The sequence below is a fragment of the Streptomyces sp. NPDC102270 genome (assembly GCF_044766405.1).
Lineage (GTDB): Bacteria > Actinomycetota > Actinomycetes > Streptomycetales > Streptomycetaceae > Streptomyces.
Window position 1 is genome coordinate 87499 of record NZ_JBIWLX010000014.1, and the last position, 25024, is coordinate 112522.

General features: G+C 67.9%; 24 protein-coding genes and 1 pseudogene. 5 read left to right on the plus strand and 20 right to left on the minus strand.

What is annotated here, in order from left to right; translation table 11 throughout:
• Positions 1 to 32: 32 nt before the first annotated feature.
• Positions 33 to 1598 (plus strand): CocE/NonD family hydrolase, encoded by a 1566-nt coding sequence (locus ACIRP7_RS28815; RefSeq protein ID WP_403665120.1) that lies wholly within the window; start codon positions 33 to 35, stop codon positions 1596 to 1598.
• A gap of 170 nt (positions 1599 to 1768) precedes the next feature.
• On the opposite strand, the gene ACIRP7_RS28820 is transcribed toward ACIRP7_RS28815, so the two are convergent.
• From ACIRP7_RS28820 to ACIRP7_RS28855, 8 genes are all read right to left on the minus strand, one after another.
• Complete coding sequence (locus ACIRP7_RS28820) at positions 1769 to 2515, minus strand: amino acid ABC transporter ATP-binding protein (RefSeq protein WP_356022428.1); 747 nt, start codon at positions 2513 to 2515, stop codon at positions 1769 to 1771.
• 126 nt (positions 2516 to 2641) lie between these two features.
• A complete protein-coding gene (locus ACIRP7_RS28825) occupies positions 2642 to 3049 on the minus strand; it encodes a DUF6278 family protein (protein WP_306974396.1) in 408 nt (135 codons plus the stop codon).
• Between the two features lie 121 nt (positions 3050 to 3170).
• A complete protein-coding gene (locus ACIRP7_RS28830) occupies positions 3171 to 3950 on the minus strand; it encodes an exodeoxyribonuclease III (protein WP_403665123.1) in 780 nt (259 codons plus the stop codon).
• Between the two features lie 30 nt (positions 3951 to 3980).
• Entirely contained in the window at positions 3981 to 4616 is a 636-nt protein-coding gene (locus ACIRP7_RS28835; protein ID WP_403665125.1) for an MBL fold metallo-hydrolase, read from the minus strand.
• A gap of 31 nt (positions 4617 to 4647) precedes the next feature.
• Positions 4648 to 5946 carry a 4-carboxymuconolactone decarboxylase gene (gene pcaC, locus ACIRP7_RS28840; protein ID WP_403665127.1) on the minus strand — a complete coding sequence of 433 codons (1299 nt, stop codon included), beginning with the start codon at positions 5944 to 5946 and terminating at the stop codon, positions 4648 to 4650.
• Positions 5947 to 5978: 32 nt separating this feature from the next.
• The gene (locus ACIRP7_RS28845) at positions 5979 to 6464 is read right to left on the minus strand and encodes a transposase (RefSeq protein WP_403665128.1); all 486 of its coding nucleotides are present in this window, start codon (positions 6462 to 6464) and stop codon (positions 5979 to 5981) included.
• Between the two features lie 778 nt (positions 6465 to 7242).
• Entirely contained in the window at positions 7243 to 7398 is a 156-nt protein-coding gene (locus ACIRP7_RS28850; RefSeq protein WP_403665518.1) for a hypothetical protein, read from the minus strand.
• A gap of 111 nt (positions 7399 to 7509) precedes the next feature.
• Positions 7510 to 7821, minus strand: coding sequence for a helix-turn-helix transcriptional regulator (locus ACIRP7_RS28855; protein WP_403665130.1), 312 nt, complete (start codon positions 7819 to 7821; stop codon positions 7510 to 7512).
• Positions 7822 to 7902: 81 nt separating this feature from the next.
• On the opposite strand from ACIRP7_RS28855, the gene ACIRP7_RS28860 reads away from it, so the two are divergent.
• Together ACIRP7_RS28860 and ACIRP7_RS28865 are read left to right on the plus strand one after the other, a co-directional pair.
• Positions 7903 to 8271 (plus strand): hypothetical protein, encoded by a 369-nt coding sequence (locus ACIRP7_RS28860; protein ID WP_403665132.1) that lies wholly within the window; start codon positions 7903 to 7905, stop codon positions 8269 to 8271.
• On the plus strand, positions 8265 to 8891 hold the full coding sequence (locus tag ACIRP7_RS28865; protein WP_403665134.1) for a hypothetical protein: 627 nt from the start codon (positions 8265 to 8267) through the stop codon (positions 8889 to 8891). The genes ACIRP7_RS28860 and ACIRP7_RS28865 overlap by 7 nt, the downstream gene beginning before the upstream one ends.
• Positions 8892 to 9215: 324 nt before the next feature.
• Here the strand turns inward: ACIRP7_RS28865 and ACIRP7_RS28870 are convergent, their stop codons facing one another.
• The 12 genes from ACIRP7_RS28870 to ACIRP7_RS28925 form a co-directional block, all read right to left on the minus strand.
• The gene (locus ACIRP7_RS28870) at positions 9216 to 9383 is read right to left on the minus strand and encodes a hypothetical protein (RefSeq protein WP_403665135.1); all 168 of its coding nucleotides are present in this window, start codon (positions 9381 to 9383) and stop codon (positions 9216 to 9218) included.
• A gap of 360 nt (positions 9384 to 9743) precedes the next feature.
• Positions 9744 to 10574 carry an aldo/keto reductase gene (locus ACIRP7_RS28875; protein WP_403665137.1) on the minus strand — a complete coding sequence of 277 codons (831 nt, stop codon included), beginning with the start codon at positions 10572 to 10574 and terminating at the stop codon, positions 9744 to 9746.
• A gap of 181 nt (positions 10575 to 10755) precedes the next feature.
• Positions 10756 to 11805, minus strand: a complete 1050-nt coding sequence (locus ACIRP7_RS28880; protein ID WP_403665139.1) for an endonuclease/exonuclease/phosphatase family protein — start codon at positions 11803 to 11805, stop codon at positions 10756 to 10758.
• Positions 11802 to 12998 (minus strand): NAD-dependent epimerase/dehydratase family protein, encoded by a 1197-nt coding sequence (locus ACIRP7_RS28885; protein ID WP_403665141.1) that lies wholly within the window; start codon positions 12996 to 12998, stop codon positions 11802 to 11804. The genes ACIRP7_RS28880 and ACIRP7_RS28885 overlap by 4 nt, the downstream gene beginning before the upstream one ends.
• A gap of 200 nt (positions 12999 to 13198) precedes the next feature.
• Positions 13199 to 13945: a phosphotransferase family protein gene (locus tag ACIRP7_RS28890; RefSeq protein WP_403665143.1), complete on the minus strand. Its 747-nt coding sequence runs from the start codon at positions 13943 to 13945 to the stop codon at positions 13199 to 13201.
• 27 nt (positions 13946 to 13972) lie between these two features.
• Positions 13973 to 15229: a radical SAM protein gene (locus ACIRP7_RS28895; RefSeq protein WP_403665145.1), complete on the minus strand. Its 1257-nt coding sequence runs from the start codon at positions 15227 to 15229 to the stop codon at positions 13973 to 13975.
• A gap of 40 nt (positions 15230 to 15269) precedes the next feature.
• Positions 15270 to 16268 carry a Gfo/Idh/MocA family protein gene (locus ACIRP7_RS28900; RefSeq protein ID WP_403665147.1) on the minus strand — a complete coding sequence of 333 codons (999 nt, stop codon included), beginning with the start codon at positions 16266 to 16268 and terminating at the stop codon, positions 15270 to 15272.
• Positions 16269 to 16379: 111 nt separating this feature from the next.
• Entirely contained in the window at positions 16380 to 17357 is a 978-nt protein-coding gene (locus ACIRP7_RS28905; RefSeq protein WP_403665149.1) for a glycosyltransferase family 2 protein, read from the minus strand.
• A 96-nt stretch (positions 17358 to 17453) separates the two neighbouring features.
• Positions 17454 to 18461, minus strand: coding sequence for a Gfo/Idh/MocA family protein (locus ACIRP7_RS28910; RefSeq protein WP_403665151.1), 1008 nt, complete (start codon positions 18459 to 18461; stop codon positions 17454 to 17456).
• On the minus strand, positions 18458 to 19246 hold the full coding sequence (locus ACIRP7_RS28915) for a sugar phosphate isomerase/epimerase family protein (protein WP_403665153.1): 789 nt from the start codon (positions 19244 to 19246) through the stop codon (positions 18458 to 18460). Before ACIRP7_RS28915 ends, ACIRP7_RS28910 begins: the two co-directional genes overlap by 4 nt.
• Positions 19243 to 20379 (minus strand): glycosyltransferase family 2 protein, encoded by a 1137-nt coding sequence (locus ACIRP7_RS28920; protein ID WP_403665155.1) that lies wholly within the window; start codon positions 20377 to 20379, stop codon positions 19243 to 19245. Before ACIRP7_RS28920 ends, ACIRP7_RS28915 begins: the two co-directional genes overlap by 4 nt.
• Positions 20376 to 21347: a UDP-glucuronic acid decarboxylase family protein gene (locus ACIRP7_RS28925; protein WP_403665157.1), complete on the minus strand. Its 972-nt coding sequence runs from the start codon at positions 21345 to 21347 to the stop codon at positions 20376 to 20378. The genes ACIRP7_RS28920 and ACIRP7_RS28925 overlap by 4 nt, the downstream gene beginning before the upstream one ends.
• A gap of 862 nt (positions 21348 to 22209) precedes the next feature.
• Between ACIRP7_RS28925 and ACIRP7_RS28930 the strand changes: the two genes are divergently transcribed.
• Positions 22210 to 24186, plus strand: coding sequence for a beta-galactosidase (locus ACIRP7_RS28930; protein WP_403665158.1), 1977 nt, complete (start codon positions 22210 to 22212; stop codon positions 24184 to 24186).
• A 17-nt stretch (positions 24187 to 24203) separates the two neighbouring features.
• Positions 24204 to 24947, plus strand: a pseudogene (locus tag ACIRP7_RS28935) (ATP-binding cassette domain-containing protein); the annotation flags it as partial.
• Between the last annotated feature and the right edge of the window lie 77 nt (positions 24948 to 25024).

Here is a 25024-nt window from a genome sequence, read left to right on the forward strand (position 1 = left end):
CACTTTGCATTGACACGAGTAGGGAGTGACCCGTGGGACACCCTCGCAAGGCCCTGCGTACGACCACCGTGGGCGCCGTCTCCGCGACCCTGATCGCCGGAAGCGCCCTCGGACTCGCCCCCACCGCCCAGGCGGCGGACGCCGTCCGCTTCGTCGACATCACCGGCGACGGCGGAACCGTCCTCAAGGCGAACGTCATCACGCCCGCCGGAGCCGACGGCTCCCGGCGCTACCCGCTGCTCGTCCTGCCCACGAGCTGGGGCCTGCCCCAGATCGAGTACCTCGCCCAGGCCCAGAAGCTCGCGGACTCCGGCTACATCGTGGTCAGTTACAACGTCCGCGGGTTCTGGCAGTCGGGCGGGGAGATAGAAGTGGCGGGCCCTCCCGACACCGCCGACGCGTCCAAGGTCATCGACTGGGCACTCGCCAACACCCCCGCCGACGCACAGCACATCGGCATGGCGGGTGTCTCCTACGGCGCCGGCATCAGCCTCCTCGCCGCCGCACACGACAAGCGCATCAAGGCCGTCGCCGCGCTCAGCGGCTGGGCGGACCTGATCGACTCGATCTACTCCGGACGCACCCAGCACGTCCAGGCCGGGGCCCTGCTGGACGGCGCGAGCCTGGTCACCGGCCGCCAGAGCGCCGAGATCCGGCAGATCTTCGACAACTTCTACGCGTCGAACCTGTCGAAGGAACAGGAGATGATCGATTGGGGGAAGAAACGTTCGGCCGCCACATACGTGGACCAACTGAACAAGAACGGCGCGGCGGTCATGATGGCCAACGCGTGGGGCGACACGGTCTTCGCGCCCAACCAGTACGCGGACTTCTACGAGAAGCTGACCGGCCCGAAGAGACTGGAGTTCCGACCCGGAGACCACGCCACGGCCGAACTGACCGGACTGTTCGGCCTGCCCAACGACGTGTGGACCGACACCGAGCGCTGGTTCGACCACTACCTCAAGGGCACGGACAACGGGATCGACCACGAGGAGCCGGTCCGGCTCAAGTCCCGTTCCACGGGCGGCTACGAGGGTTACCCGGACTGGAAGTCGGTCGGCGCGACCCGTAAGAAGATCGCCCTCTCGGGCACCACCACGATCCATACCAACGTCGACTCGGGCGCGGACGGCGGGATCGTCTTCCTGTCCAGCATCCTCGACCAGATCGCCCAGGCTCCCCCGGTCGCCTCGATCCCGCTGCTTCCGCGCCGCTGGGCCGCCGTTTGGCAGTCGGAGAAGTACCCGACCGCCCAACAGGTGCGCGGCACCGCGAAGTTGCACACCACCGTCACCCCCACCAAGGAGAGCGGCACCCTCGTCGCCTACCTCTACGACGTGGGGCCGCTCGGCCTCGGCAAGCTGGTCTCCAACGCGCCGTACACCTTCCACGGCCAGACGCCCGGGAAGCCGTTCGGCGTCGACCTCGAGCTGTTCTCCACGGCCTACGACGTCCCGGCAGGGCACCGGCTGGCCCTGGTGGTGGACACGGTCGACCCGCTCTACATCGAGCACAACCCGTCCGGCGCTCAGCTGACCTTCTCCTCACCGGCGAACGACCCGTCGTACGTGTCGATTCCGCTGCGCGAGCAGTGATCTCCGGCCGGCGCCGGGCGGGTAGGGCTCTGTGACTGCTGCCCCCTACGGCTGACGGGCCGTGGGGGGTCCCCCACCCGGCAGCAGCGTCCCTGGAGGTTCGGTCGCCGTCACCCTGGGGGTGAGCGGACCATCGTAGTCGAGGCTCGAAGCCATGGCCGTCGCTCCTCTCAGTGCTTGAGGATCTTGGAGAGGAAGTCCCTGGCGCGCTCGCTGTCCGGGTTGGTGAAGAAGTCGTCGGGGGCGCGGTCCTCGACGATGCGGCCGTCGGCCATGAACACCACGCGGTTGGCGGCCGAGCGGGCGAAGCCCATCTCGTGGGTGACGACGACCATGGTCATGCCCTCCCGGGCCAGTTGTTGCATGACCTCCAGGACCTCGTTGATCATCTCTGGGTCGAGGGCCGAGGTGGGCTCGTCGAACAGCAGGGCCTTGGGCTCCATGGCGAGGGCGCGGGCGATGGCCACGCGCTGCTGCTGACCGCCGGAGAGCTGGGCCGGGTACTTGTCCGCCTGGTCGGCGAGGCCCACCCGGTCGAGGAGTTGGCGGGAGCGCTGGTCGGCCTGGTCCTTCTTGCGGCCGCGGACCTTGACCTGGGCCAGCGACACGTTCTGCAGAACCGTCTTGTGGGCGAACAGGTTGAAGGACTGGAAGACCATGCCGACCTCGGCACGGAGCTTCGCGAGGGCCTTGCCCTCCTCGGGCAGCGGCTGCCCGTCGAGCGTGATGGAACCGGACTTGATGGTCTCCAGGCGGTTGATCGTCCTGCAGAGCGTGGACTTGCCCGACCCCGAAGGGCCGATGACCACGACCACCTCCCCCTTGCCGACGGTGAGGTTGATGTCCTGCAGGACATGCAGCTCCCCGTAGTACTTGTTGACGTCACGCAGTTCGATCAACGGATCGACGACGGCCATACCCAGCCCTACTCACTCTCAGCTGTGTCGTGGTTGCCGCAACCTATCGAGGCAAGATCGAACGTGAGGAACGACACGCACTTTTCGGTCATAAGCCGTATTTACGCCGTACTTACGGCCATGGATTCACTCCTCGGCGACCTCGGCGTAGAGCTGCGACAGCTCGGGCACCCCGCTCGCGGCCCACTCGTGACCGGAGGCCACCACGTCGAACTCGCGGCCCGATTCCAGCCGGATCACGGGCTGGCCGTCCGAGCGCAGATCCCAGGCCGCCCCGGGGACGGTCCGCACGATGACCGTGCCCAGATAGAGCCCGGCGTCGTTGCCCAGCCAGAGCAGGATCTCCTCGTCGTCCCGCCAGCCCGGCACGAGCTGGTCGAGCGCCTCCAGCGAGGCCGCCGTGTCGTCCAGCAGGACACCCGAACGGGAGGCGTGGGAGCGCAGGAGCTCGCACTCGGAGAGGAGTTCGGCGATGCCTTCGGGATCACGGGTCCCCGGCTTCTCACTCCAGCCGCCCAGAAAAGGGATCTTCATACGCTCAGCGTGTCACTCACTCGGCCCTGTGCACCACAGGCGCGCGGGCTGTCGTTTCCACCGTGCCGGGTGGAGCGAGGCCCGGACGTCCAAGTCGTGGTCCAGGCGTCCGGATCGTGGTCTAGACGTCCAGGTCGACGACGACCGGTGCGTGATCGGAGGCGCCCTTGCCCTTGCGCTCCTCACGGTCGACGTACGCGTCGGTGACGGCCTTCGCGAAGGGCTCGTTGCCGTAGACCAGGTCGATGCGCATGCCGCGGTTCTTGGGGAAGCAGAGCTGGCGGTAGTCCCAGTACGTGAACGGCTGGTCGTACTTGAGGGGCCGCGGGACCACGTCCGACAGACCCGCCTCGCGCAGGGCGGCGAGGGCGGCGCGCTCGGCGGGGGTGACGTGGGTGAGGCCCTCGAAGGCGGCCACATCGTAGACGTCGTCGTCCGTCGGCGCCACGTTGTAGTCGCCGAGGACCGCGAAGGGGCGGGTGTCGGCCGCGTCACCGGCGACGGCGGCCTTCAGGGCCTCGAACCACTGGAGCTTGTACGCGTAGTGCGCGTGGTCGACCTCGCGGCCGTTGGGCACGTAGACCGACCAGACGCGGACCGGGCCGCAGGTCGCGGAGATCGCGCGGGGCTCCGTGGCGCCGTCGTAACCGGGGTCGCCGGGCAGGCCCTTGACGACGTCCTCCAGGCCCACCCGGGAGATCACCGCCACGCCGTTCCACCGGCCCGTCGCGTGGACCGCCGCCTCGTAGCCCGCCTCGCGCAGCTGGTCGAACGGGAACTGCTCCTCGGCGAGCTTGGCCTCCTGGAGGCACAGCACATCGGTGCCGGTGCTCTCCAGCCAGGCCAGCAGCCTCGGGAGACGTGCGGTGATCGAGTTGACGTTCCAGGTCGCGATGCGCATGCCTGACAACCTACCCGGCGGCACTGACACTCACAGAGCCGTGCTCTCCCCCGGCTTCAGCCGCAGGTGCTCCGCGCCGCCGAGGGCGCCGATCTGGCTGTCGTAGACCGGTCGGGCGAGGTCCGTGAGAAGGGCGTCGTGGATGTCGTAGGCGCGCTGGGGCCTGACCTCACGGACGTAGTCGATGACCTCGGAGATCTTGCTCCAGGGGGCCATGACGGGGAGCATCAGCGTCTCGACGGCGTGGTCGGGGACGGTGAGGGCGTCGCCGGGGTGGAAGACCGCGCCGCCGTCGATCAGGTAACCGACGTTGGTGATGCGCGGGATGTCCGGGTGGATCACGGCGTGCAGCTCGCCGTGGACCTGGACGTCGAAGCCGGCGGCGGTGAAGGTGTCGCCGTGGCCGACGGTGTGCACGCGGCCCGGGAAGGCCGTCCCGATCTTCTCGGCGACCGACTTCAGCGTCCAGATCTCGGCGGCCGGATTGGCGTCCAGGGCCACCCGCAGCCGTTCCTCGCTGAAGTGGTCGAGGTGCTCGTGGGTGACGAGGATCGCGTCCGCGCCGAGGGCGGCGTCCTCCTCACTGAAGGCGCCGGGATCGAGGACGAGCGTCTGTCCGTCCTTCTCCAGACGGACACAGGCGTGCGACATCTTCGTGAGCTTCATGGGTCCATCCTGCCTGGGCGAACCGCCCGGCTCACTCGGTGGGGGTGGTCTCCTCGCGGATGACCCGCTGGACCACCTTGAACGCGCTGTTGGCCGCCGGCACACCGCAGTAGACGGCCGCCTGGAGCAGCACTTCCTTGATCTCGGAGGGGGTGAGGCCGTTGCGCAGGGCGGCCCGGGTGTGGACGGCGAGCTCGTCCAGGTGGCCGCCCGCGACCAGCGCGGTGAGCGTGGCGACGCTGCGGGAACGGCGGTCGAGCCCCGGCCGGTCCCAGATCTCGCCCCAGGCGTAGCGGGTGAGGAACTCCTGGAAGTCGCCCGAGAAGTCGTCGGCCTGCGTCAGCGCCCGGTCGACATGCGCGTCGCCGAGCACCTCGCGGCGCACCTTGATGCCGGTGTCGTACGGATCGGCACGGCCCGTCGTCCCGGGTTCCGGGGCGGCCGGTGCGATCTCGGCGATCGGCACGGGGTGCGGCGGCGCGGCGTTGAGGACCGGCGTGAGGGGGGCGGTGGGGATCGCCGTCTGGCCGGTGCTGGAGTCGAAGGCGGGCTGCCAGGCGGTGGAGAAGTGCCTGACCAGGAGGTCGGTGACGGCGGCGGGCTGCTCGACCGGCACCAGGTGGGAGGCGCCGGGTACGACGGCGAGCCGGGCGTCCGGGATGCCCGCTACCAGGGTGCGGGCCTCGGCGGGGCCGGTGACCTGGTCGTCGGAGCCGACGAGGACCAGGGTCGGCACCCCGACGCTCGCGAGGCCGGCCCGCACGTCGAACGCGGCGAGCGCCTCGCAGGCCGCGATGTAGCAGCCGGGGTCGGTGGTGCGCACCATCTGCACGGCCCACTCGGTGATCGCGGGCTGGGCGGCGGCGAACCCGGAGGTGAACCAGCGGTCGGGCGAGGTGCGGGCGATGGGATCGAGCCCGTTCGTCCGTACGATCACCCCGCGCCGGCGGAACTCGTCGGCAGTGCCGAAGCGGGGCGAGGCGGCGATCAGCGCGAGGGAGGCGAGCCGCTCCGGGTGGCGCAGCGCCAGCTCGATGCCGACCGCGCCGCCGAGCGAGCAGCCCGCGTAGCCGAAGCGCTGCACCCCGAACCGGTCGAGCGTGGCGAGCAGCCGGTCGGTGAGGTCGCCGACGGAGCCCGCCGGGTAGGCGGGGGCGCCGCCGTGCCCCGGCAGGTCGAACCGGAAGACGCGCCACTGCTTGACCAGCTCGGGGACCTGGCGGTCCCACATGTGCCATGTGGTACCCAGTGAGGGACCGAGGATCAGGACGGGAGCCTCTTCTGGCCCGTCAAAGCGGTATTGCAGGGTGTTCGGTGGTGTCTCGCTCACTCGTCTGAGCCTCTCATCTGTCACGACGGCCCCTATGAGCGGGGTGCGGGCTGCAGCTGTTTGACCAGGTGGAAGACCTCCCGGGCCGCATAGCGTTTGAGGCAACGGACGATTTCACGCCGGGTCTTGCCCTCCTTGATCCGACGCTCGTAGTAGACCTGAGTGCGCGGATCGACCCGCAGACGGGTGAACACGATGCGGTGGAGCGCGGCATTTGCCTGACGATCGCCACCACGGTTGAGGCGACGGAACTGCCGGCGTCCCGAGGAACGCTCGACAGGACTGACCCCGCACAAAGCGGCGAAGGACGCCTCACTGTTCAGGCGTTCCGGGTTGTCCCCCACCGTGATCAGCAAGGCGACGGCCGTGTCCGGACCGATCCCCACCACGTCGAGCAGCTGCGGGGCATGACATTTCACGAGGCGGGCCAGACGAGCTTCCACATCGCGGATCTGCTCGGAGAGCTGGCCGATCCGGTGGGCCAGCAGACCCAGCGTGATCCGAGTGGCCTGCAGCACCGCCTCGTCACCGACCCTCCTCGTGCCCGCCCAAGTCGGTGAACCGCGCACAGGTACGGTACCCGGCCGCGGAGGCCGGGAACTCCTCAGTGCCGAGAACCGCCCCGGACAAGGAGAGCACCGCAGCCATATGCGCATCGCGGTGCGTATCCACTCCCAGCACCACCTCCCTCACAGGGCGGCGGGTCCGCGGCGCCGACGACGCACCGGGCACGGTCTCACTGGACATGCCCCTCCCACTCCTCCTTCCGGTCCGATGGCCTGTCGCGTTGCCGGTGCCGGGCCGCGTAAGACGGTCAGAATCGTGAGAACGCCACAACATCAGGCAGGCCCCTATCTGGACACGCCCCGCCAGCCCGGCACCGACAACGCACCATCCCCGACCGACGGCCGACACCGTGTGACTTGGACACCTTGGTCAAGAGAGTCATGAGTCAGACCCCGGGCCCGGGACAGCACCCGCCCATCCTCCCGCCCCTCGCAACACGTCTACCCCTGCTGTTCGAACCCGATCGCCAGAGGGGGCTTTCCGACAGCCGACGCCGGATGCCGACTGCGAGTGCGCGAAACAGGAGGCACACCGCAATGAGGCGACACCGGCGGTGTGGACACACTGACAATGGATCTTGCAGATCTGAGGAAGGGTGTCCTGGTGGGACGGAAGTCCCCGTATCCGGCGGAGTTCAGGAACGATGCTGTCGCGCTGTACCGCGCGGCGGGTGGGAAGCGCACGTATCCGCCGCGACCGCCGCTCCGGCGCCTCTTCGGGGCGTTCGTCTCAGTGCCGCCGCAGATAGTGACCGATGCTGATGGCCGTGGCGGCCAGAAGACCCAGCGCCGGCGTCACGGCAAGGGAGTCCGGGCGAGGAGCGGTGCCGACGGTGGCGAGGACGTTCTGGCCCGCGGCGACGGCCAGTCCGGTCCCGATGCACACAAGGGCCGGGCCAGGAGCGGATTCCGCTGGAGGACACCTCGTGACTGATGTCCTCGCCCCATCGCTCGCGCACGGCCGGCGGGTAGGGCCGGATCAGGAGTGTGGCCGCGTTCATGCCGAGGTGATCCCGAGTGCGCGCAGGCCGGCGGCGGAGATCCGGGCCATCTGCTGGAGTTCGGCGCGCAGTTGGTCGCGGCCCGCGTCGGTGATCCGCATGGTGCGGTGCCGTTCCTGGGCCTCGCCCTCCTCGTCCGCGGCCTGGATCAGCCCGCGCCCCTCCAGCCGGGACAGCGCGCCGTAGAGGCTGCCCGGGCCGAGTCTGCGGCCGGTCAACTCCTCGATCGCCGTGTTGATGGCGTATCCGTGCAGCGACCTGTCCGCGAGGGCGGTGAGAACGAGCATCTGGGCGTCGTTGCTGTGCATGGGTCTCCTCGTCTCCCGACCTCATACTACGAGCCGCGATACTACTTGTCACGTAGTACGAGATGCGTACTATGACGACTCATGGAACCAATGGAGGAGAACGGGTGGGCGCCCTCGGCCGTGGTCTGGGTAGCCCTTGGCGCCGCCGCTGCGTTCGAGGCTTTGACGGTGCTGGAGACCCAGGACAAGACGGTCAGGGCGGCGAGCCCGTGGCAGGACGACCCGTACGACGTGATGGTGTCCCTGGTTCAGTTCACGGTGCCGATGCTCGCGCTGGTCATCGCCTTGCGGCTGCTCGCGTGGCGGGCGCCGGGCGGTGCGGACCGGGCGCGGCAGACGCTGCGTGCGGCGGGGGTGATGCTCACGCTGGCCGGGCTCCGCTGGCTTCCGAGTGGGCCGCAGTCGTCGTCAGGGGCTCCTTCTCGGTCTCTGGAGGGGCATCGATGCTGATCGGCGGGCTGATCGTCAACTCCGTGCTGACCGTGAGGGCGGCAGCGTCGCTCGTGCGATGTCGTCGTCGGCACGGCTCGTCCGGCGGTTGGCGGCACGGCTGGCTTGGCGACGCCGTCATCGTCTGCCGGCGCGTTCCCGTGCTGCGGCGCTGGGTCGGTCCGGACACCGCGGCCTGGGTGCGCCGCAGCACGATGACCGTGTTCGTCGTGCTGAGCCTGCTGGCGGCAGCGACGGTGACCAGTGCGCAGGCCATCGGCGAACGCTGGACGGATCCGCTGCTCATCGCCTGGTTTCTGCTCGTTGCGGCCACCTCCAACCTCGTGTTCTGCGTGATCAGCAACGCGGTTGCCGGATTCATCGCGCGTCCGCCGCGCACCCGGCTCCGCCGTATCGGCGAGGCATCGGTGGTCGCCGGCTGCATCGCGATCAGCGTGGCGAGGGCGTTCCGCGACGTACTGTGGTCCGTCTTCGGATCGGGATCGCTGACGTCCGTACCGGCCCTGGTCGCACTCACTCTCGGCGCGGGTCTGAGCCCGTCCATGATCACGGCGGCCCTCCTGCTCACCTGCACACGCAGTGCCTCGCCTCGCGATCGCGACGGTGCCGCTTCGGCGTGATCGCCACCCAGCACATACTCCTCAACGGCTCGAACGCCCTTCATGCGGGGCAGGTCGTCCTCCCGTGCACCAGGCGCAAGCCCGGCAGCGAGCTCGCGCGCCCGCTCTGCGACCCGCCGGGTTGCGGCGGTGGCGATCGGCCCGTCGAGGTGGCGCCGTAAGCTGCGCCGGGGTTCTGAATCGCGGGAGGCGTGGGTGGGGCGGGATATGGGTCCTCAGCGGCCGGTACGAGCTGGTCGAGAAGCTGGGCAGGGCGGCATGGGACCGGTCCATCGGGGTGTGGACCGGCAGCTGCGCCGTACCGTCGCAGTCAAGCTGCTCTCCTCACAGCTGGCCCACGATCCGCAGTCGCGAGCCCGCTTCCGGCGCGAGGCCCACGCTGCCGCCGCGCTCAACCATCCAGCGGTGTCCACCATCCACGACGTCGGCGAGGAGCCGCACCCGGATGGTCCGCGGCCGTACCTGGTCATGGTGCCGTGCACTGGAGGACATAGCCGCAGGTCGTGTACGCGCCGTGGGCAGTGCGCCACCGCCGCGATCACGGGTATCTGGAACGCCTCACCCGCCCAGGCGGAGCCGGTGCCCGAGGAGGCGCAGCATCCCGGCCCGGAGTCCGTGCCGGATGATGCTGATACGTTGGGCAATATTTCGTAGATCAACTCACCGTCCGCAGCAAGACTCAGGTCCATCCGGCCTTCTCGCCGCGCGCGGGCAATCGTGGTGCCGCCGACGCTGTGATCACTCGAACGGGCAGCCTGAGTTCGGCGCGTCCTCGGACCACGGCGTGCCTTGTGCGAGCGCTCCCGGTCGTCCCGCGGGCCCCCCGGAGGTAGTGGGTACCCTGCCGCGGAGTCAGAACTCCTCGTAGACCTCAGGGTCCCCGCCCAGCCGCCGGGAGACGTGGTCCGCGACGGACCGCATCTGGGCGGGGCTGAGGGTGAAGCCGAAGATGTCGAGGTTCTCGCGCTGCCGCTCGGAACTCGCGGACTTGGGGATGACAATCGCGCCGAGCTGGGTGTGCCAGCGCAGCACCACCTGGGCCGGGGTCACCCCGAGGTCCTCGGCGACGGTGACGATCTTGGGTTCGTCCAGCAGGTCCTTGCCGCAGCCCAGCGGGCTCCAGCTCTCCGTACGGATGCCCTTGGCCTCGTGGAAGGCACGCAGGCCGTCCTGCGGCAAGTAGGGGTGCAGTTCGATCTGGTTGACGGACGGCAGGACGCCGGTCTCCTTCTCCAGCCGCTCGATGTGCTCGGCGGTGAAGTTGGAGACACCGATCGAACGGACGAGCCCCTCCGCACGAAGCTTGATCATGGCCCGCCACGATTCGACGTACTTGTCGACGCGGGGAAGCGGCCAGTGGATCAAATACAGGTCCACGTACTCCACGCCGAGCCGTGCGCGGGACGCCTCGAAGGAGGCCAGGGTCTCCTCGTATCCATGGTGCCGGCCGGGGACCTTCGTCGTCACCACGATCTCCTCACGAGGGACGTCGCTGCGGGCCATACCGCGGCCGACGCCGGTCTCGTTGCGATAGCTCGTCGCCGTGTCGACGAGGCGGTAGCCCATGGCGAGGGCTCCGGCCACCGCCTCCTCCGCCTCCGCGTCCGTCATCGGCCAGGTACCCAGACCGATCGCCGGGCTCGCCGTTCCGTCGTTGAGTGTGTGGACCAGAATGTCGGTCACCGTTGGTCTCTCTTTCGACTGTGTCATACACCCTGCGTCACCGATGGGGTGAAGCGTTGATCAACCGGACGGGCGGAGGACGAGGCCCACGCGTCCGGCCTCACCGGACGTCGTGCGGCTCGCGGGTGCACTCCGCACCGCGGTCTCCTTCACGCGCCAACGGGCTCGCGAGGCCCTGTCGTCACCACCCGCGAGCCCTGCCACGGTCGTCGGGGAGCCCGTGCAGGAAGTCAGCGCTGACGAGTTCGTGGTCGGAGATGGGATGGCCGGCCGAGTTCACCGCGGGCCGGCACAGGGGATTCCGTGCGGCCAGGCCGCGCCGGAAAAGCCAGTCCATCCTGCGGTGCGGGGCGCGGGGTAGGCCGTTGCCCAGGGTGCGACGAGTCGGGACCGCCGAGTTGCAGTCCAGCCAGTCGAAACCCGCCGCTGCGAACACGTCGAACAGCGGCTCGTGGTGACCAGGTTTGGCGAACCAGTCGTCCGGTGCTTCCTCGTCCGGTACGTCTGCTGTGTTGAAATCGCCGCCGATGACGGTGGGAAGCGTCGAATCGGCCGAGTCGACGAGCGCCGAAAGCTCCGCGGCCCTCGAGCCGGGATCGGACAGGCTCTCCAGATGGACGCTGCCCACCCTGATCCATTCCGTACCGACAGCGACGGTCGCGAACAGAGCCCGCCGGCCACCGATCCGGCGGTGGTGCCAGTCCAGTGAGTACCACAGGCCCTGTGCGGGGGAATTCACGACCACCGGTTCCGACAAGGGGAAACGGGACAGAATTCCGTTGCCATGGATTCCGGCCAGGTTGCGCTCGTCAGCGAACTCCACTTGCTCGGATTGATTGCCCATGCCCAGTTCAAGGAACTCCGCGCAGTACGCATAGCCGAAACCGAGCTCTTCAGCCAGTGCACGCAGGGTGTGCAGATTGGCGGAACGGGCCATGCCCACGTCCATCTCGGACAGCAGCACGACATCGCAGCCCGATTCCCTGATGAGCTGCGCGCTTGCCCCGACGTACTTGCAGCGCTCCGCGTTCCACGTGCCTATCCGTACCGGTCCGTCATGTTTCGAGACAGCATTGCTCGGCTGACGCATTTCGATCTGGCCGAAGATCTCGGCCTCACCGAACAGCCGGTCATGCTCGGCCGGATCACCTGCGGCCCGCCGGGCCCGCTCAAGAAAATCAGAGTCCACCGCGGACAATTCCGCCACTACGTCCTGCCGCATGCCGTTCATACGCGCTCGCCCACGTGCGCACCGGGCCGCGCGGGCAGGATTCGATCGAGATCGACATCAGCACGGAACCGCTGCGCGATCTCCACCGACTCGCGCCAGATCCCGTCGCGCAGAAGGGTGGGGGTGAAGCCGAGCTCCGAGAAGCTCTCGTTGGTCACGCTGAGGGTGTTCCGCGCCTGCTCGTTCCTCGGATTGTCCACGTAAGAAATTTCGGCACCGGTCTGATCCGAAATCACGGTGGCTACATCCAGCACCCGCAGGCACTCGGCTACCTGGTTGCGGACCCGCACCCGATCACCCGGCGCCGGCGGATTCTCCAGGGCGAGGTTGACGCAGTTCACGGCATCTTCGAGGTGGATGAACGCGCGAGTCTGCTCGCCCACGCCGTATACGGTCAGGGGGTGGTTGAGCGCCGCCTGCATGAGGAAACGGTTCACCACGGTACCCCAGACGGAGTCGTAGTCGAAACGGTTGACCAGAAGATCGCTCTGGCTCGTCAACCGGGTCTGCGTTCCCCAGACGACACCCTGGTGCAGATCAGTGATCCGCAGGTTGTCATACCGGGCATAGAACTCAAACAGTTGCGCATCCATGCACTTACTGAGGTGGTAAATGGAAACCGGTTCGAAGGGATGCAGTATCTCCACTTGCCGGTCCGGGTGCGCAGATGACGGGATGGCGACCTTGAGATAGCCCTCCGGCATCGTCCAGTCCTTCGACGAATAGCCGTACACCCCCACCGACCCAAGGTGCACAATGTGCGTGGGCACCCCTGAAAGGCGAATTGCCTCAAGCAGATTCTGCGTCGCCATCAAGTTGTTGTGCACCGTGTAGGTCCGATGCGTCGTGGACAGCATCGAATAGGGCGCGGAGCGCTGTTCGGCAAAGTGCACAACGGCGTCCGGCCGATATTTGTCCAGGAGTCTACTCAGAGCCTCGACGTCCGCCGAGACATCCAGATCAACAAAGTCGATGGTCCGGCCCGACAAGGCACGCCATGCCTCCAGTCGTCGCTCAGGGGTCTGGATCGGGGTCAGCGAGGCCGTTCCAAGTTCAGCATCGATCTTGCGACGGCTGAGGTTGTCGACGATGACGACATTGCGACCCCGGTCAGACTGGTCCAGAGCAGTGGGCCAGCCGCAGAATCCGTCCCCACCGAGGACAAGGACAGTCTGAGGGCGCTCATTTGGCATACGTAACTCCTTCTACCTGGGTGCCGGATGTCGGCGGAAAACGGTGCGAACAGAGCCGCAAGCGCAATCGAATGTCTATGGGCATCCGCCTGGCGCGTCAGGCGGACGCGGAGGAACCGAACGACCAGCGCGCACGGACGTCACCGGCTCCCACCGGGCCTGACGAGGGCGGAGAAGCGGTAAGTGACGTCCTGCACAAATCAGTTCGCCGCGAGACCGGCCTCCAGAGTCTGCTGGTGATGCGTCACCCAGGCATGTGCAGCCCTTATCTCCTCCGGGACGCCCGCCTCACGCAAACTGATCAAGGCCGCGTCTCCGCCGGCGGCTCCGCTCTCGATACCCCGCCAGCAGCGTTCCTGCCACCCGGCCACGTTTGACACCAACTCCTGGCGGTCGGCGGATGCCAGACCGTAGGCATCCGCAACCTCACGGATCCGTCCGGACGCCCATACCGGATCCGTGCCGGGACCGAGACTCAAGTACTGCCAGCACAGATGCGCCACATCATGGACACGCCGACCTGGTGCCGCCAGGTCCCAGTCGATGAGAGCGATGGGCTCCAGTGGTTCATCCGTGGAGCGGTACACCGTGTTCTTGGGCGACAGATCGTTGTGGCACACCACCTCATGCCCGTCCGCCAGAGGATGGCCCGCCGTGAGGTCGTGGGCCGCGCGGACGAGGCGGGCAAGCGTAGTCAAGGCCGCGGAGGAGGCGACCGCGGGGTTGCCGCCCTGCCAGGGCACATACCCCTGGACATAGCTGAGCGCGTCCCGACCCTCCTCGTCTCTACCGAGATAGCGGGGCGCGCCGTTCCAGGAATTCGCTTCGTAGTGCTGCAGCAGGCGGTTGACGAAAACCGAATTCCCGGTCGGACAACGCCGCACCGTGCCATCCACCAGGACCACACCACTTATGAAGCCGCCGGGGAGTTTCTCGATTTCATTCATGGCGTATCTCCTGTCCTAGTCTTTCACTCACGAACGCTGTGAGCCGGGCAGCTGCCGCAGCCTCTCGGAGAGCATGGCCGTGGGTACCAGCACCTCCGATGTGGGCTCAAGCCCGAACGGCACTACGGGCACCTGCCGGGGATCCCGGGTCCGTGTGACCTCAGCGTGGGTGGCACTGCTCACGATCATCTCCGCCCGGTCGGGGTGTACCAGGTGTTCGAAGTCGATGTAGCGCTGCGCGTAGGTGTAGCGGCACGGGGCGAACGCGTCGGGTATCTCACCCTGAACATGAGCGCGGCGCAGCGACTGCCATGCCTCGCCGTTCCAGATCTCCTCGAAGGTGTTCTCGCGCAGGGAGCCGAGTGTGTACTCGCCGTTGCCGATCAAGTGGTCGCAGAACCCGACATCCCCGTTGTACCGAATGTACGCATAGCTCCACGGGTGCATGCAGGCCGGCTTGCGGACCATCTCCGGCAGCGCGAGAGAAGGATCCGGCGCCGCACCGAGCTGCACGACGACACCGAGTTCGCGGCCGACCTCGGCCGCCTCGGCGTACGCCTCGCGCGTCCGGCCCAGGTCCTGGCGCAGATGGGAGGGGTCGTCGGCAGGGGCGACCAACGGGTGGATGACCACCAGCGGAACGTCCAGTCGACTGGCGAGCCGCACGATGTCGGCGAGCTCGTCGAGGTTGTCCATGCTGGAGACGACATTGAAGTTCACATGGTCGCGCGGGACTTGATAGCGGTCGCGCGCCTCCACCAGGGCGCGGCAGGTCGCTTCGAGCCTCTCCAGGGTTCCGCCACCGCGCAACTTCTTGAAAAGGGCGGGCGAGGCGGCATCGCACGAGACGGTGACGATGCCCTGCCCTCGCATCATGGCGTCCCAGACGGCAGGCCGGTTGATCTGGCCGTTGGTCACAACCCGGACCCGGACCCGGTGCTCCAGGGCGCGCAGCACCATGTCCCCGAAACCGCTGAGCATGGTGGACTCGCCCCAGCCACGGACGTCCACCAGATGCGCGTACGGGAAGAGTTCGTCCGCCAGGCGGTCGAACATCTGCTCGTCCATGTTCAAGGCCGGGTCATACTTTTCCCCGAAGCGGCACATCGGGCATTTGAGATTGCAGTTCTCGGTGAGCTCGACGAACAGGGCCAGCGGCCGGCTGCGCAGTTCGACCGCCCCTTGCTGATACTCCTCGATGTTCAGGGCCTGGTTGTCGCGGCGCCGGTCTGTGACCTCGAACGGCTGCACCGGCGCGGTCAGAAGTCGGTCGTCTTTTCGCACATCGATCTCCTTGCCGGAGTGAAGACGGATAGGTGTCGCGTCACCGATCGGTGCGCGGCGTGGTGAGTAGCGCCAGTGCTTGCTGCACGCCCACGGAATCGTCGAGAGTGACGTAGCTTTCCCCGCGCCCACTCACCATGTGGGCAAAGCGGTCGACCATCTGTTCGTACATGTCGACACCCGCGTAGGTGGTCAGCTCCCGGTGGCCGTCTGCCGTCAGCAGGGTCAGACGGCCCTCTCCCGTACCGGGGTTAAAGCAGTGGTCAAGGCTGAGACTGCCCTTGTCTCCGCGGACCACCAGCCGAGAGTCGTGCCAGGGGAGCAGGAAGCTCGCTGAGAGCTGGGCGGTCCTGCCACGGCCGTAGTCGAGAACTGCAGAGGTGTGGAGGTCCACGCCGGAGTCACTGCGGTGGCTGACGGCGGAGCCCGCGACGGGGAGGCCGCCGTACACCAGGTTGGCGGCATCGACGATGTAGCACCCGAGGTCGAGGAGTGCCCCGCCACCCAGTTCGTCCGACATCCGGATGTCAGCGGGGTCTTCCAGGACGAAGGACAGTGCGGCTTCGACGCTGCGGACCTCGCCGACGGCGCCGGCCCGGATCCGCTCCACGAAGGCCGCGAACTGAGGGTGGACGCGGTACATGAACGCCTCGGCGACGACGCGGCCTGCCTCGCGCGCGACGGAGCGGATCGCCTCGGCGTCGTGCGGCGTGGTGGTGAGCGGCTTCTCGCACAGCACATGCTTCCCCGCGGCCAGAGCGGCGAGCGTCCATGGTGCGTGCAGTGCGTTGGGCAGCGCGATGTAGACCGCGTCGACGTCAGGATCGTCCAGCAGAGCTTGGTAGTCGCTGTGAACCCGCGGCGCGTCCACCGCTTCGGCGAGCCGTCGCGCGGCCTCGGGGCGGCGTGATGCGACGGCGCGCACCGCGGCGTGGGGTGAACGGGCGAGGGCCGGTCCGACAAAGTTCGCCGCGATACGGGCGGCGCCGAGGATACCCCAGCGCAGGGCACCCTCGGGAGCGGGCACGCTGACGGTCACGAACTTCTCCTTTCGAAGAAACGGATGGCATCTCGAAGAAACGGATGGCATCGGCGGCATGCGGGCGACGTTCGGTGGAGATCAGACCGGATCCGGGCCGGGTCTTTCGGATCAGCCCGACTCGGCCTGGCGCGAGGATGTCCCGGCCGTGCCGCCGGTGAGGGAGCCGTATCCCCACGCGAAGATGTCTCCGAACTCATCGAGCCCGCGGCCGTTGCCGACACGGAATTGGCCCAAGTACGCGGCGAGCAACCGCGCCGCGTGGTCGTCGCCCCGCAGGGCGTGGTAGCCGAGTGCCTCCACATTGCCGCGGAGGTAACAGCGCATTTTCTGTTCGGCGCGGTCCGTGCCGAGCCACGAGTTGTGAACCATCTTGGCCTGGGGGACGTAGGCGACCTTGCGGCCTTCCCGCATCAGTGCGTAACCGAGTTCGGTGTCCTCGCCCGAAGCGGGAGCGGTTCCAGGGCCGAGATGGGGGAGGAACACGGGGCGGTCGGGCAGCAGCAGGCTCCTGCGCAGGGCCAGGTTGTTGGAGGAACCGACCACGGACACGGGAATGGTGGGAGGTCCGGTGTACACACCCGGCTGCCAGCTGGGGCCCGATACGGCTGGGCACCACAGGTCGCCGTCGGGCGTCTCGACCTCTCCCCATGCGTTCTCGCCCAGCAGGGGCACGACTTCACTACCCAGCCGCCAGTTCGGCAGGGGCACGGGTTCGACCCGGCCGAAGCCCGCTGCGACCTCGGGCTCGGCGGACATGTAGGCGGCCATCTCCGTGGCCCAGCCGGGCTCGGGCAGGCAGTCGTCGTCGAAGAAGAGCACCACATCCGTCCGGGCCTGGGACAGGGCCAGGTTGCGTCCGACGGCGGCGGGACCGGGGCCGTCGAGCACTCGCACCGGGAGGCTCCCGACGGCCTCGGCGACGGCCTCACGGTCCATCGAGCCGCCGGTGTTGTCGACGACGATCAGTTCGGCGATGAGGCTGGTGTCATCTGCGGCGATCAGGCTGAGCGCCCGAAAGAGGTCGGGGCGTCCGATACTGCAAACGGCCACGGTCAGCGCGGTGTTGACGGGTACGGAGGTCGGCATACGGCAACTGGCTCCTACCAGGATGGGGACGGTGGAGGGGGAAAGGCGCGCAACTGACGGCAGCGCCGGGCCCGGTTGGCAACGGGCTCTGCCCGGCTATGCGGCGCCGGCTGGAACGACCGGCACGGTCCGGCCCTGGCGTGCGGAGAGATCGGCGGCCTGCAGTACGGCGAGGACGTCGACGCAGGCGTCCGCGGGCGCGGCGAAGGGTTCTCCGGCGCGTACCGCGGCGAGAACCTCTCGATACAGACCTGTGTACGAGGGTTCGACCGGCTGCGTCTGTGTCGGACCGGCGGCCGGAAAGACCTCGCACGGTCCGCAGTCGCCCTCCAGGCGCAGCGACCCGTGCTCCGCGTGCACTTCGAGGACGCGTTGGGCGCTAGGAGCGCACCACGCCGTCTGCACGCTGGTGAGTGCGCCGTTCTCGTGGTCCAGCAGGACCATGGCGATGTCCACGGCGGACGTGGCATCCGGCCGCGCAAGGCGCGCCGTGACCTGTGCGACGGGTGAACCCGTGAGTTCCCGCGCGACGTACACCCAGTGGTAGGCGTTGTCGGTCAGGCAACCTCCACCGGTGTTCTGCCGCCGCCAGTGCGGACTGACTCCGGCGCCGGGGAAGTGCCCTGAATCGGGCTGCTCCAGACGCAGAAAGCGGACGCGGCCGAGTCCGGCGGTGCGCAGATGGTGCATCGCTTGGCGTACGTCGCTGCGGTGGAGGTAGTTGTGCACCAGGCCGAGTCGATCGTGCGGGGCGAGTCCCGCCAGCCGGGCGGCCTCGTCGGCCGCGACGGACATGGGCTTCTCGCACAGGACGCGGACGCCGCCACGGAGAAGTCGCTCGACAATGGCAGGGGTGCGTTCCGGCGGCAGTACGACCACAGCGAGATCGACCGGCTCGGCGTCTGCGAGCAGCGCGTCGACACTGTCGTACCGACGGTCGGGAGCGACGGACAGCACATCACCGAGCAGGTTGCGCCGGGCCGGAGCCAGGTCCACGACGGCGCTGACGACGGCGTCGTCGGGCAGGCCCAAGAGCGCGGGAGCGTGGCCGAGTTCGGCGATGGCCCCGCAGCCGACGAGTGCGACGCGAACGGGCCGGCTCACCGCATGGCTCCCCGTTGCACCGTGCCGGTCTGCCAGAGTCGCCTGGTGAACTCGGCGTCGTGCTGCAGAGCGGCGGGGAGATCGGGCGCGGGCATGGCGCGCTCCACGGCGGTGACGGCGATCGCCCCCGTGCTCCGCGCGGTGGACCAGCCGTGCGCCAATTCGACCTCCCCGGTACCCAGGTCGAACGAGTGCGGAGCCTGCGGGTCCGCGATCAGCCCGTCCTTGATGTGCAGGTAGTCGCAGCGCCCAGCAGTCGCCTTGAGCGTGCGTTCGAGTGCGCCGGCCACCGAGGCCCAGTGGAGATCGACCACGAATCCCAGTTCGTCGGGGGCCGTCTCGGCGCAGAGGATCTCCAGCGGCGTACGGCCGTCGTGCAGCGGCCTGGCCTCTTCCTCGTGGTTGTGCACCGCCACCCGTGCGCCGACGTCGGCGGCGCGTGCGACATGGTCGCGCAGCGCGGGCAGAGTGTCCAGGGTGCTGGACACCGAGTCGACGGGGAGTCCCGACAGGATCAGCCGGTCGCAGGCGAGCGCCCGCAACGTCTCCCAGGAGAAGTCGTCGAGCTCGTGCCAGAACAGATGCACGGCCACGGTGTCGAGGCCACGCTCGGCGCAGGCGTCCCGCAGCCGGGCGGGGTCGCCCAGGAGGGAGGACATGACCTCAAGGCCGTCGTATCCGGCGGCACGGATGGCATCGAGTGTGCCTTCCAGATCGGTCTCGGCTCTCTGCCCCAGGATTCCGTAGCCGTAGATGCCTGTTTGCAGGACGAGTCGTGGATTCACCTTGTCTCCTCATCTTGACCTTCGGGCGACGTCCCGGGAGCGGTCGGCACGAAGCGCTCCTCCGGGAAGTAGTCGAAGCGCTTCATGGCCAGCGTCGGCTTGCCACGCCGGATGGCCTCGAGCGTGATCCCGAGGTGGTAGCTCCAGTCGACGGAGACGGCTGCTGCGGCGGATCCCGTGGTGGTGCCGGCGCGGCGAGCGGTCTGCCGTGTGTCGTTCCCGAACCACAGGGCGGTTCCTGCGGCGGCGGTCAGCAGGACGGGCAGGCGGTGCCGCGGCAGGAGCGCCGCGGTCGCACCGGCGGCCAGGGCGACCGTCGTGGGATTGGGCCACCAGCGGGTGTGCTCCGGCTGCCGGGCACAGTTGTAGACGCAGGCTCTGCCGTACAGGAAGAGCTTGCGGCGGAACTGCTGCAGCCGCGTGATTCCGTCCGTGGCATGGACCACCACGGCGGTGGGGTGCCCGAGTGTGCGGTACCCGGCGGCGTCCATGCGCACCCCGAGGTCCACGTCCTCGCCGCCCACCACGGTGTAGGTGTGCTCGTCGAAGCCACCGATCGTTTCGAAGGCCGTCCTTCGCACGGAAAGGTTGGATGTGGCAGCCCACCACAGCTGCTCGAAACGCAAGGGCCAGTTCCAAGGGGCATTGGCAACCAGCGAGTGCCGAACGGTGCGCCAGGGTCCGGAGGCGGCCTCGCCCGCGACCACGGTGGGACCAGCCACGGCGCCTATGTCCTGTCGGCCCCGGTGGGCGTTGTGAAAGTCCAGGTGCTCGCGCAGCAGGGTCGGCGTCGCGATGCAGTCGGAGTCGATGAACAGCACGAGCGGATGGCGGGTTTCGGCGACGCCGAGGTTGCGCTTGGCGCCGACCCGGCGGGGTCCGCGCAGATAGCGTGCGCCCGCCTTCTCGCAGGTTCCCCGGATTCGCTCGCCGTCGTCGTACGACGAGTCGTCCACGACGACGATCTCGGTCCGGACTCCGGCGGGCATCTCCGTCACGGCGACGCCCAGTGACTCGACGAGCCGTGCGACGGCCCAGGGGTTTCCCTTGGTCGGGATGACGACGGACAGAGCGCTGAACTCGGCCTGTCCCGCATCGACCGGGGTGACAGGCGAAGGGGTCGGCTTCGTCATCGGCTCAGCCCCGGGCTAGCGACGCGGGACTCCGCGAACCAGTGAATCGTGCGCCGCAGCCCCTCTTCCAGATCGATCCTGGGTCGCCAGCCGAGGCGCTCCGCGGCGAGGCTGGTGTCGGGGCAGCGCAGGGAGGGGTCGTCCTCGGGGCGGGGTACGAAGACGACATCGGACGACGAACCGGCGGCCGTGATCACCGCATGGGCCGTCTGCAGGACGCTGAGCTCCGCGCTCCCACCGATGTTCACCGGACCATGTACGTCCGGGCTGGTGAGCAGGGCGAGCAGACCGTCCACCGTGTCGTCCACATAGCAGAGTGAGCGGGTCTGCTCACCGCTGCCGGCGACGGTGAGCGGGTCGCCCGCGAGTGCCTGGGTGATGAACGTGGGGATCATCCGGCCGTCGTCGCCGCGCATCCGCGGGCCGAAGGTGTTGAAGATCCGTGCGATACGGGCGTCGAGGCCCTGCCGCTCCTGGTAGGTGACAGTGAGGGTCTCACTGAAACGCTTCGCCTCGTCGTACACCGCGCGAGGGCCGACTGGATTGACGTTTCCCCAGTAGGACTCCGGCTGCGGATGGACCAGCGGGTCGCCGTAGACCTCACTGGTCGACGTGAGGAGGAAACGGGCCCCATGGGCGGCGGCCAGGTCCAGGGCATGCTGGGTGCCGGCCGAGCCGACCCGAAGGGTTTCCAGCGGAAGCCGGAGATAGTCGCGCGGTGAGGCCGGACAGGCCATGTGCAGGACGTCCGTCACAGAGCCGGTGATGTCCAGCCCCGCCGATACATCGGCCTCCCGGAATTCGAAGTTCGGGTCTTGGGACAGTGCCCGAATGTTGTCCAGGGTGCCGGTGCTCAGGTTGTCGACGCAGACCACCGAGTAGCCGAGAGCCAGCAGCCGTTCGCACATGTGCGAACCGAGAAATCCTGCTCCGCCGGTCACCACTGCGCGGCGCGCGGCCCGCGTCATCGACCCTCCCCGTTACCACCCTGGAGCGCACCGAGCAGCCGCCGGGACGGCTGACCTCTTTCCGCCGTCACGGCGATTGCAACATTCCTTCCGACCGCTCGTCCGGTATTGGATCCGACAGGGAAAACAACTGGGAACGCCACTGTCTCGCCGCCTTCCTGGAATCAAATCGACCAATTATCGAGAGTCGCTGTTTCGGTGGCCCGTGATCAGGCAGCGGAGGCGCCTGTGCGCTCGAAGGTCGCCCGGCGCCGGAAGTCCGGCCTCCGGCCCTCGCGACGGTGTTGAACTCGTCAAGTCCGCCCAGGACCGTCGACGCGTGGTCACCGAAGTCCACCTCGTCGCCCTGTCCGCACGGGCGTCACGCTCAAGTTCGGCGCCCTGGTCACGTCGGCAGTCCCTCGGTGTCGTCGGTGATCTTCGCGATGCCCCATCCCGACTGGGAACGTGCACAACGTAACACCGGCTATCGAGTCGATCAAGAGGATGCCGCGGCAACTTCCCACCGGACCACCGGAGTTGGAGGGGATGTCCGGATTCATGATCTCGTACATGCGCAGAACGAAGCACACGTGGATCCATCGTCGTACTCATGCCGACACGCAGCGATATCAGCCCAGTTGGAGAGTGCTGCAGCGGAACACCTCAGATCACCCCACACGGCCGGGGCGACAGCGGGCCGTGGTACCGCGAACATCGGGCAGCTCCTCCGGCGGCCTCAAGTCAGTTCAGTCGATGATCTGTTGACAGCCACTCAAGAAGACCTCAAGATGGCGCTTCTTGTACTGGGATCGTTCCCACAAAGCACGTAGGCAAGGAGATCAGGTTGCACCCAGCGCCCCGCCTTCCCCACTCGGACACAATGATCTTCGGCGCCGACTACTACCCGGACCAGTGGCCCGCCGAGACGTGGTACGAGGACATGGGCCTGATGCGGCAGGCCGGCATCAACCTGGTGAACATCAATACGTTCTCGTGGGTGTCGCTCGAACCCGAGCCGGGCAGATACGAGTTCGCGGCTCTGGACAAGGTGATGGATCTGCTGGCCGACGCCGGAATCGGCGCCAGCCTGGCAACACCGACCGCCGCGCCGCCGGCGTGGTTTCTACGGCGGTACCCGCAGGTACTGCCCGTCAATTCGGTCGGTGTGACCCTCGGAACGGGTGCCCGCGAGTCTTTCTGCCCGAGCGCGCCGGAATACCGGCGGGCGGCCACCGGGATCGCGCGAGCGCTCGCCGAGCACTACAAGGACCACCCGGCGCTACGAACTTGGCATGTCAACAATGAATACGGGGCGCACGTCCCGATGTGCTATTGCGATCGCAGCGCAACGGCCTTTCGCGACTGGCTTGCACACCACTACGGGTCGATCACCGCGCTGAACGAAGCATGGGGGACGGCCTTCTGGGGCCAGGCATACACGCGGTGGGAGGAGGTCACCCCACCGCGCAAGGCGCCTATGCCGGTCAACACGACCCAACGCCTCGACTTTCTTCGTTTCTCGAACGATGAACACCTCGCGTGTTACTCCGCGGAAGCCGACGTACTGCGCGAAATCACCCCCGACATACCGGTGTCCACGAACTTCATGGTCGGCGAGGCGAAGTACCAGGACTACTGGATGTGGACCGGGCACGTCGACTACGTCGGCACCAGCAGCTACCTCCAGACAGCCGAACCGGACAGCCATGTTCTGCTCGCCATGTCCGCCGACCTGGCACGTGGTGTGGCCGGCGGGCACCCGTGGCTGCTGATGGAGCACTCCACCGGCGCCGTCAACTGGCGGCCGCGCAACCCGGCCAAGGCTCCGGGCCAGATGCGTCGCAACACATTGGCCCACATCGCACGCGGCTCCGACGGGGCGATGTTCTTCCAGTGGCGTGCCTCGCGCTTCGGTTCCGAGAAGTTCCACTCCGCGATGCTGCCCCAGGCACACACCGACTCGGCCCTCTGGCGCGACGTGGTCGCTCTCGGCGGCGATGTGCGCGCCCTGTCGGAGGTCCGCGGCTCCCGAGTGGTGGCGGATGTGGCGATCGTCTGGGACTGGCAGTCGTGGTGGGCGATGGAGTTCGAGGACAAGCCCAGTTGCGACCTGCGTTATCTGGAACGCATGCGCGCCTACTATCGGGCGCTGTGGGGCCGCAAGGTCACGATCGACTTCGTGCCCCCATGGGCCGAGCTCGGCGCGTACAAGCTGCTCGTTCTCCCCAGCCTCTACCTGCTCGACGATGCGTGCGCCTCGAATGTGCGCGACTACGTCGCCACCGGCGGCTCCGTTCTCGTCTCCTACTTCAGCGGAATCGTCGACCAGCACGATCACGTGCACCCCGGACCGTATCCGGGCGCTCTGCGCGAGGTGCTCGGCGCTTACACCGAGGAGTTCCATCCGCTGGACCTTGAGGAACAGGTGCTGCTCTCGGACGGAACGACGGCTCGGGTCTGGTCGGAACGTGTCGTCACGACGAGTGCCGAGCCGAGGCTTGCCTTCACGACCGGGCTCGATGCCGGAGAGCCCGCCGTGACCCGCAACGCCTTCGGCGACGGCACTGCGTGGTACGTGGCCACACGGCTTGAGCCCGATGCGTTGCTTGCTCTGCTGGAGACGGTACTCGCGGACGCGGGCGTGCGATCGGCCGATTGGCCCGAGCCCGTCGAGGCCGTGGTACGCCAGGCCGAGCACGCCGAGTATCTCTTCTTGATCAACCATGACCGGTCCGGGGCGCATGAGGTCGCGGCCTCGGGTACGGATCTGCTGAGCGGCGTCGTGCACGACGGAAGCGTCGAACTCGGTCCGTCGCAGGTTGCCGTACTGCGTCGGCCGCGTGGGGACAAGCGGTGAGTGACGAGAAGCGACCGATGATCGTCGCCCATGGTCTGCGACGTACTTTCAAGGTCCCGCGGCGCGATCCGGGTCTTGCCGGTGGCCTGCGTTACCTCGTGAACCCACGCTATGAGACGAAGGTCGCGGTCGAGGACGTGAGCCTGACCGTCGCGGAGGGCGAACTCGTGGCGCTGCTCGGCCCGAACGGCGCCGGCAAATCGACGCTGATCAAGATGCTCACCGGGATCCTGGAGCCCACCGCGGGCAGCCTGAACGTCGCAGGACTCGTGCCGCATCGCAACCGCCAGGCCAATGCCATGGCCATCGGTGCCGTCTTCGGCCAGCGCAGCCAGCTGTGGTGGGACCTGCCGGCGCGGGACAGCTTCCGCATTCTGCGCGAGGTGTTCGGCATAGACGAGCACGACTACCAAGTCCGGCTGAATGAGTTCGACCGACTCCTGGAGCTGTCCGCCTTCTGGGAGACCCGGGTGCGGCATCTCTCGTTGGGCCAGCGCGTGCGCTGCGATCTCGCCGCCGCGCTCCTCCACGATCCACCGGTCGTGTTCTTGGACGAGCCGACGATCGGGATGGACGCGATCGCCAAGGAGAGCGTCCGGGAGTTCCTCCGCCACCAGGTCGAATCCTGCGGCAGGACAGTGCTGTTGACGACACATGACATGACGGAGGTGGACCGGCTCGCTCACCGCGTGATCCTGGTCAACCACGGCAGGACGGTTTTCGACGGTCCGATCGGGGATCTCCGCTCCCGCTACGGGACCGACACCCACGATCTGGAGGACGTGATGAACGTTGCCTACCGCGAAACCCGATGAGCATCGGGCTGGGCCGAGGCTGA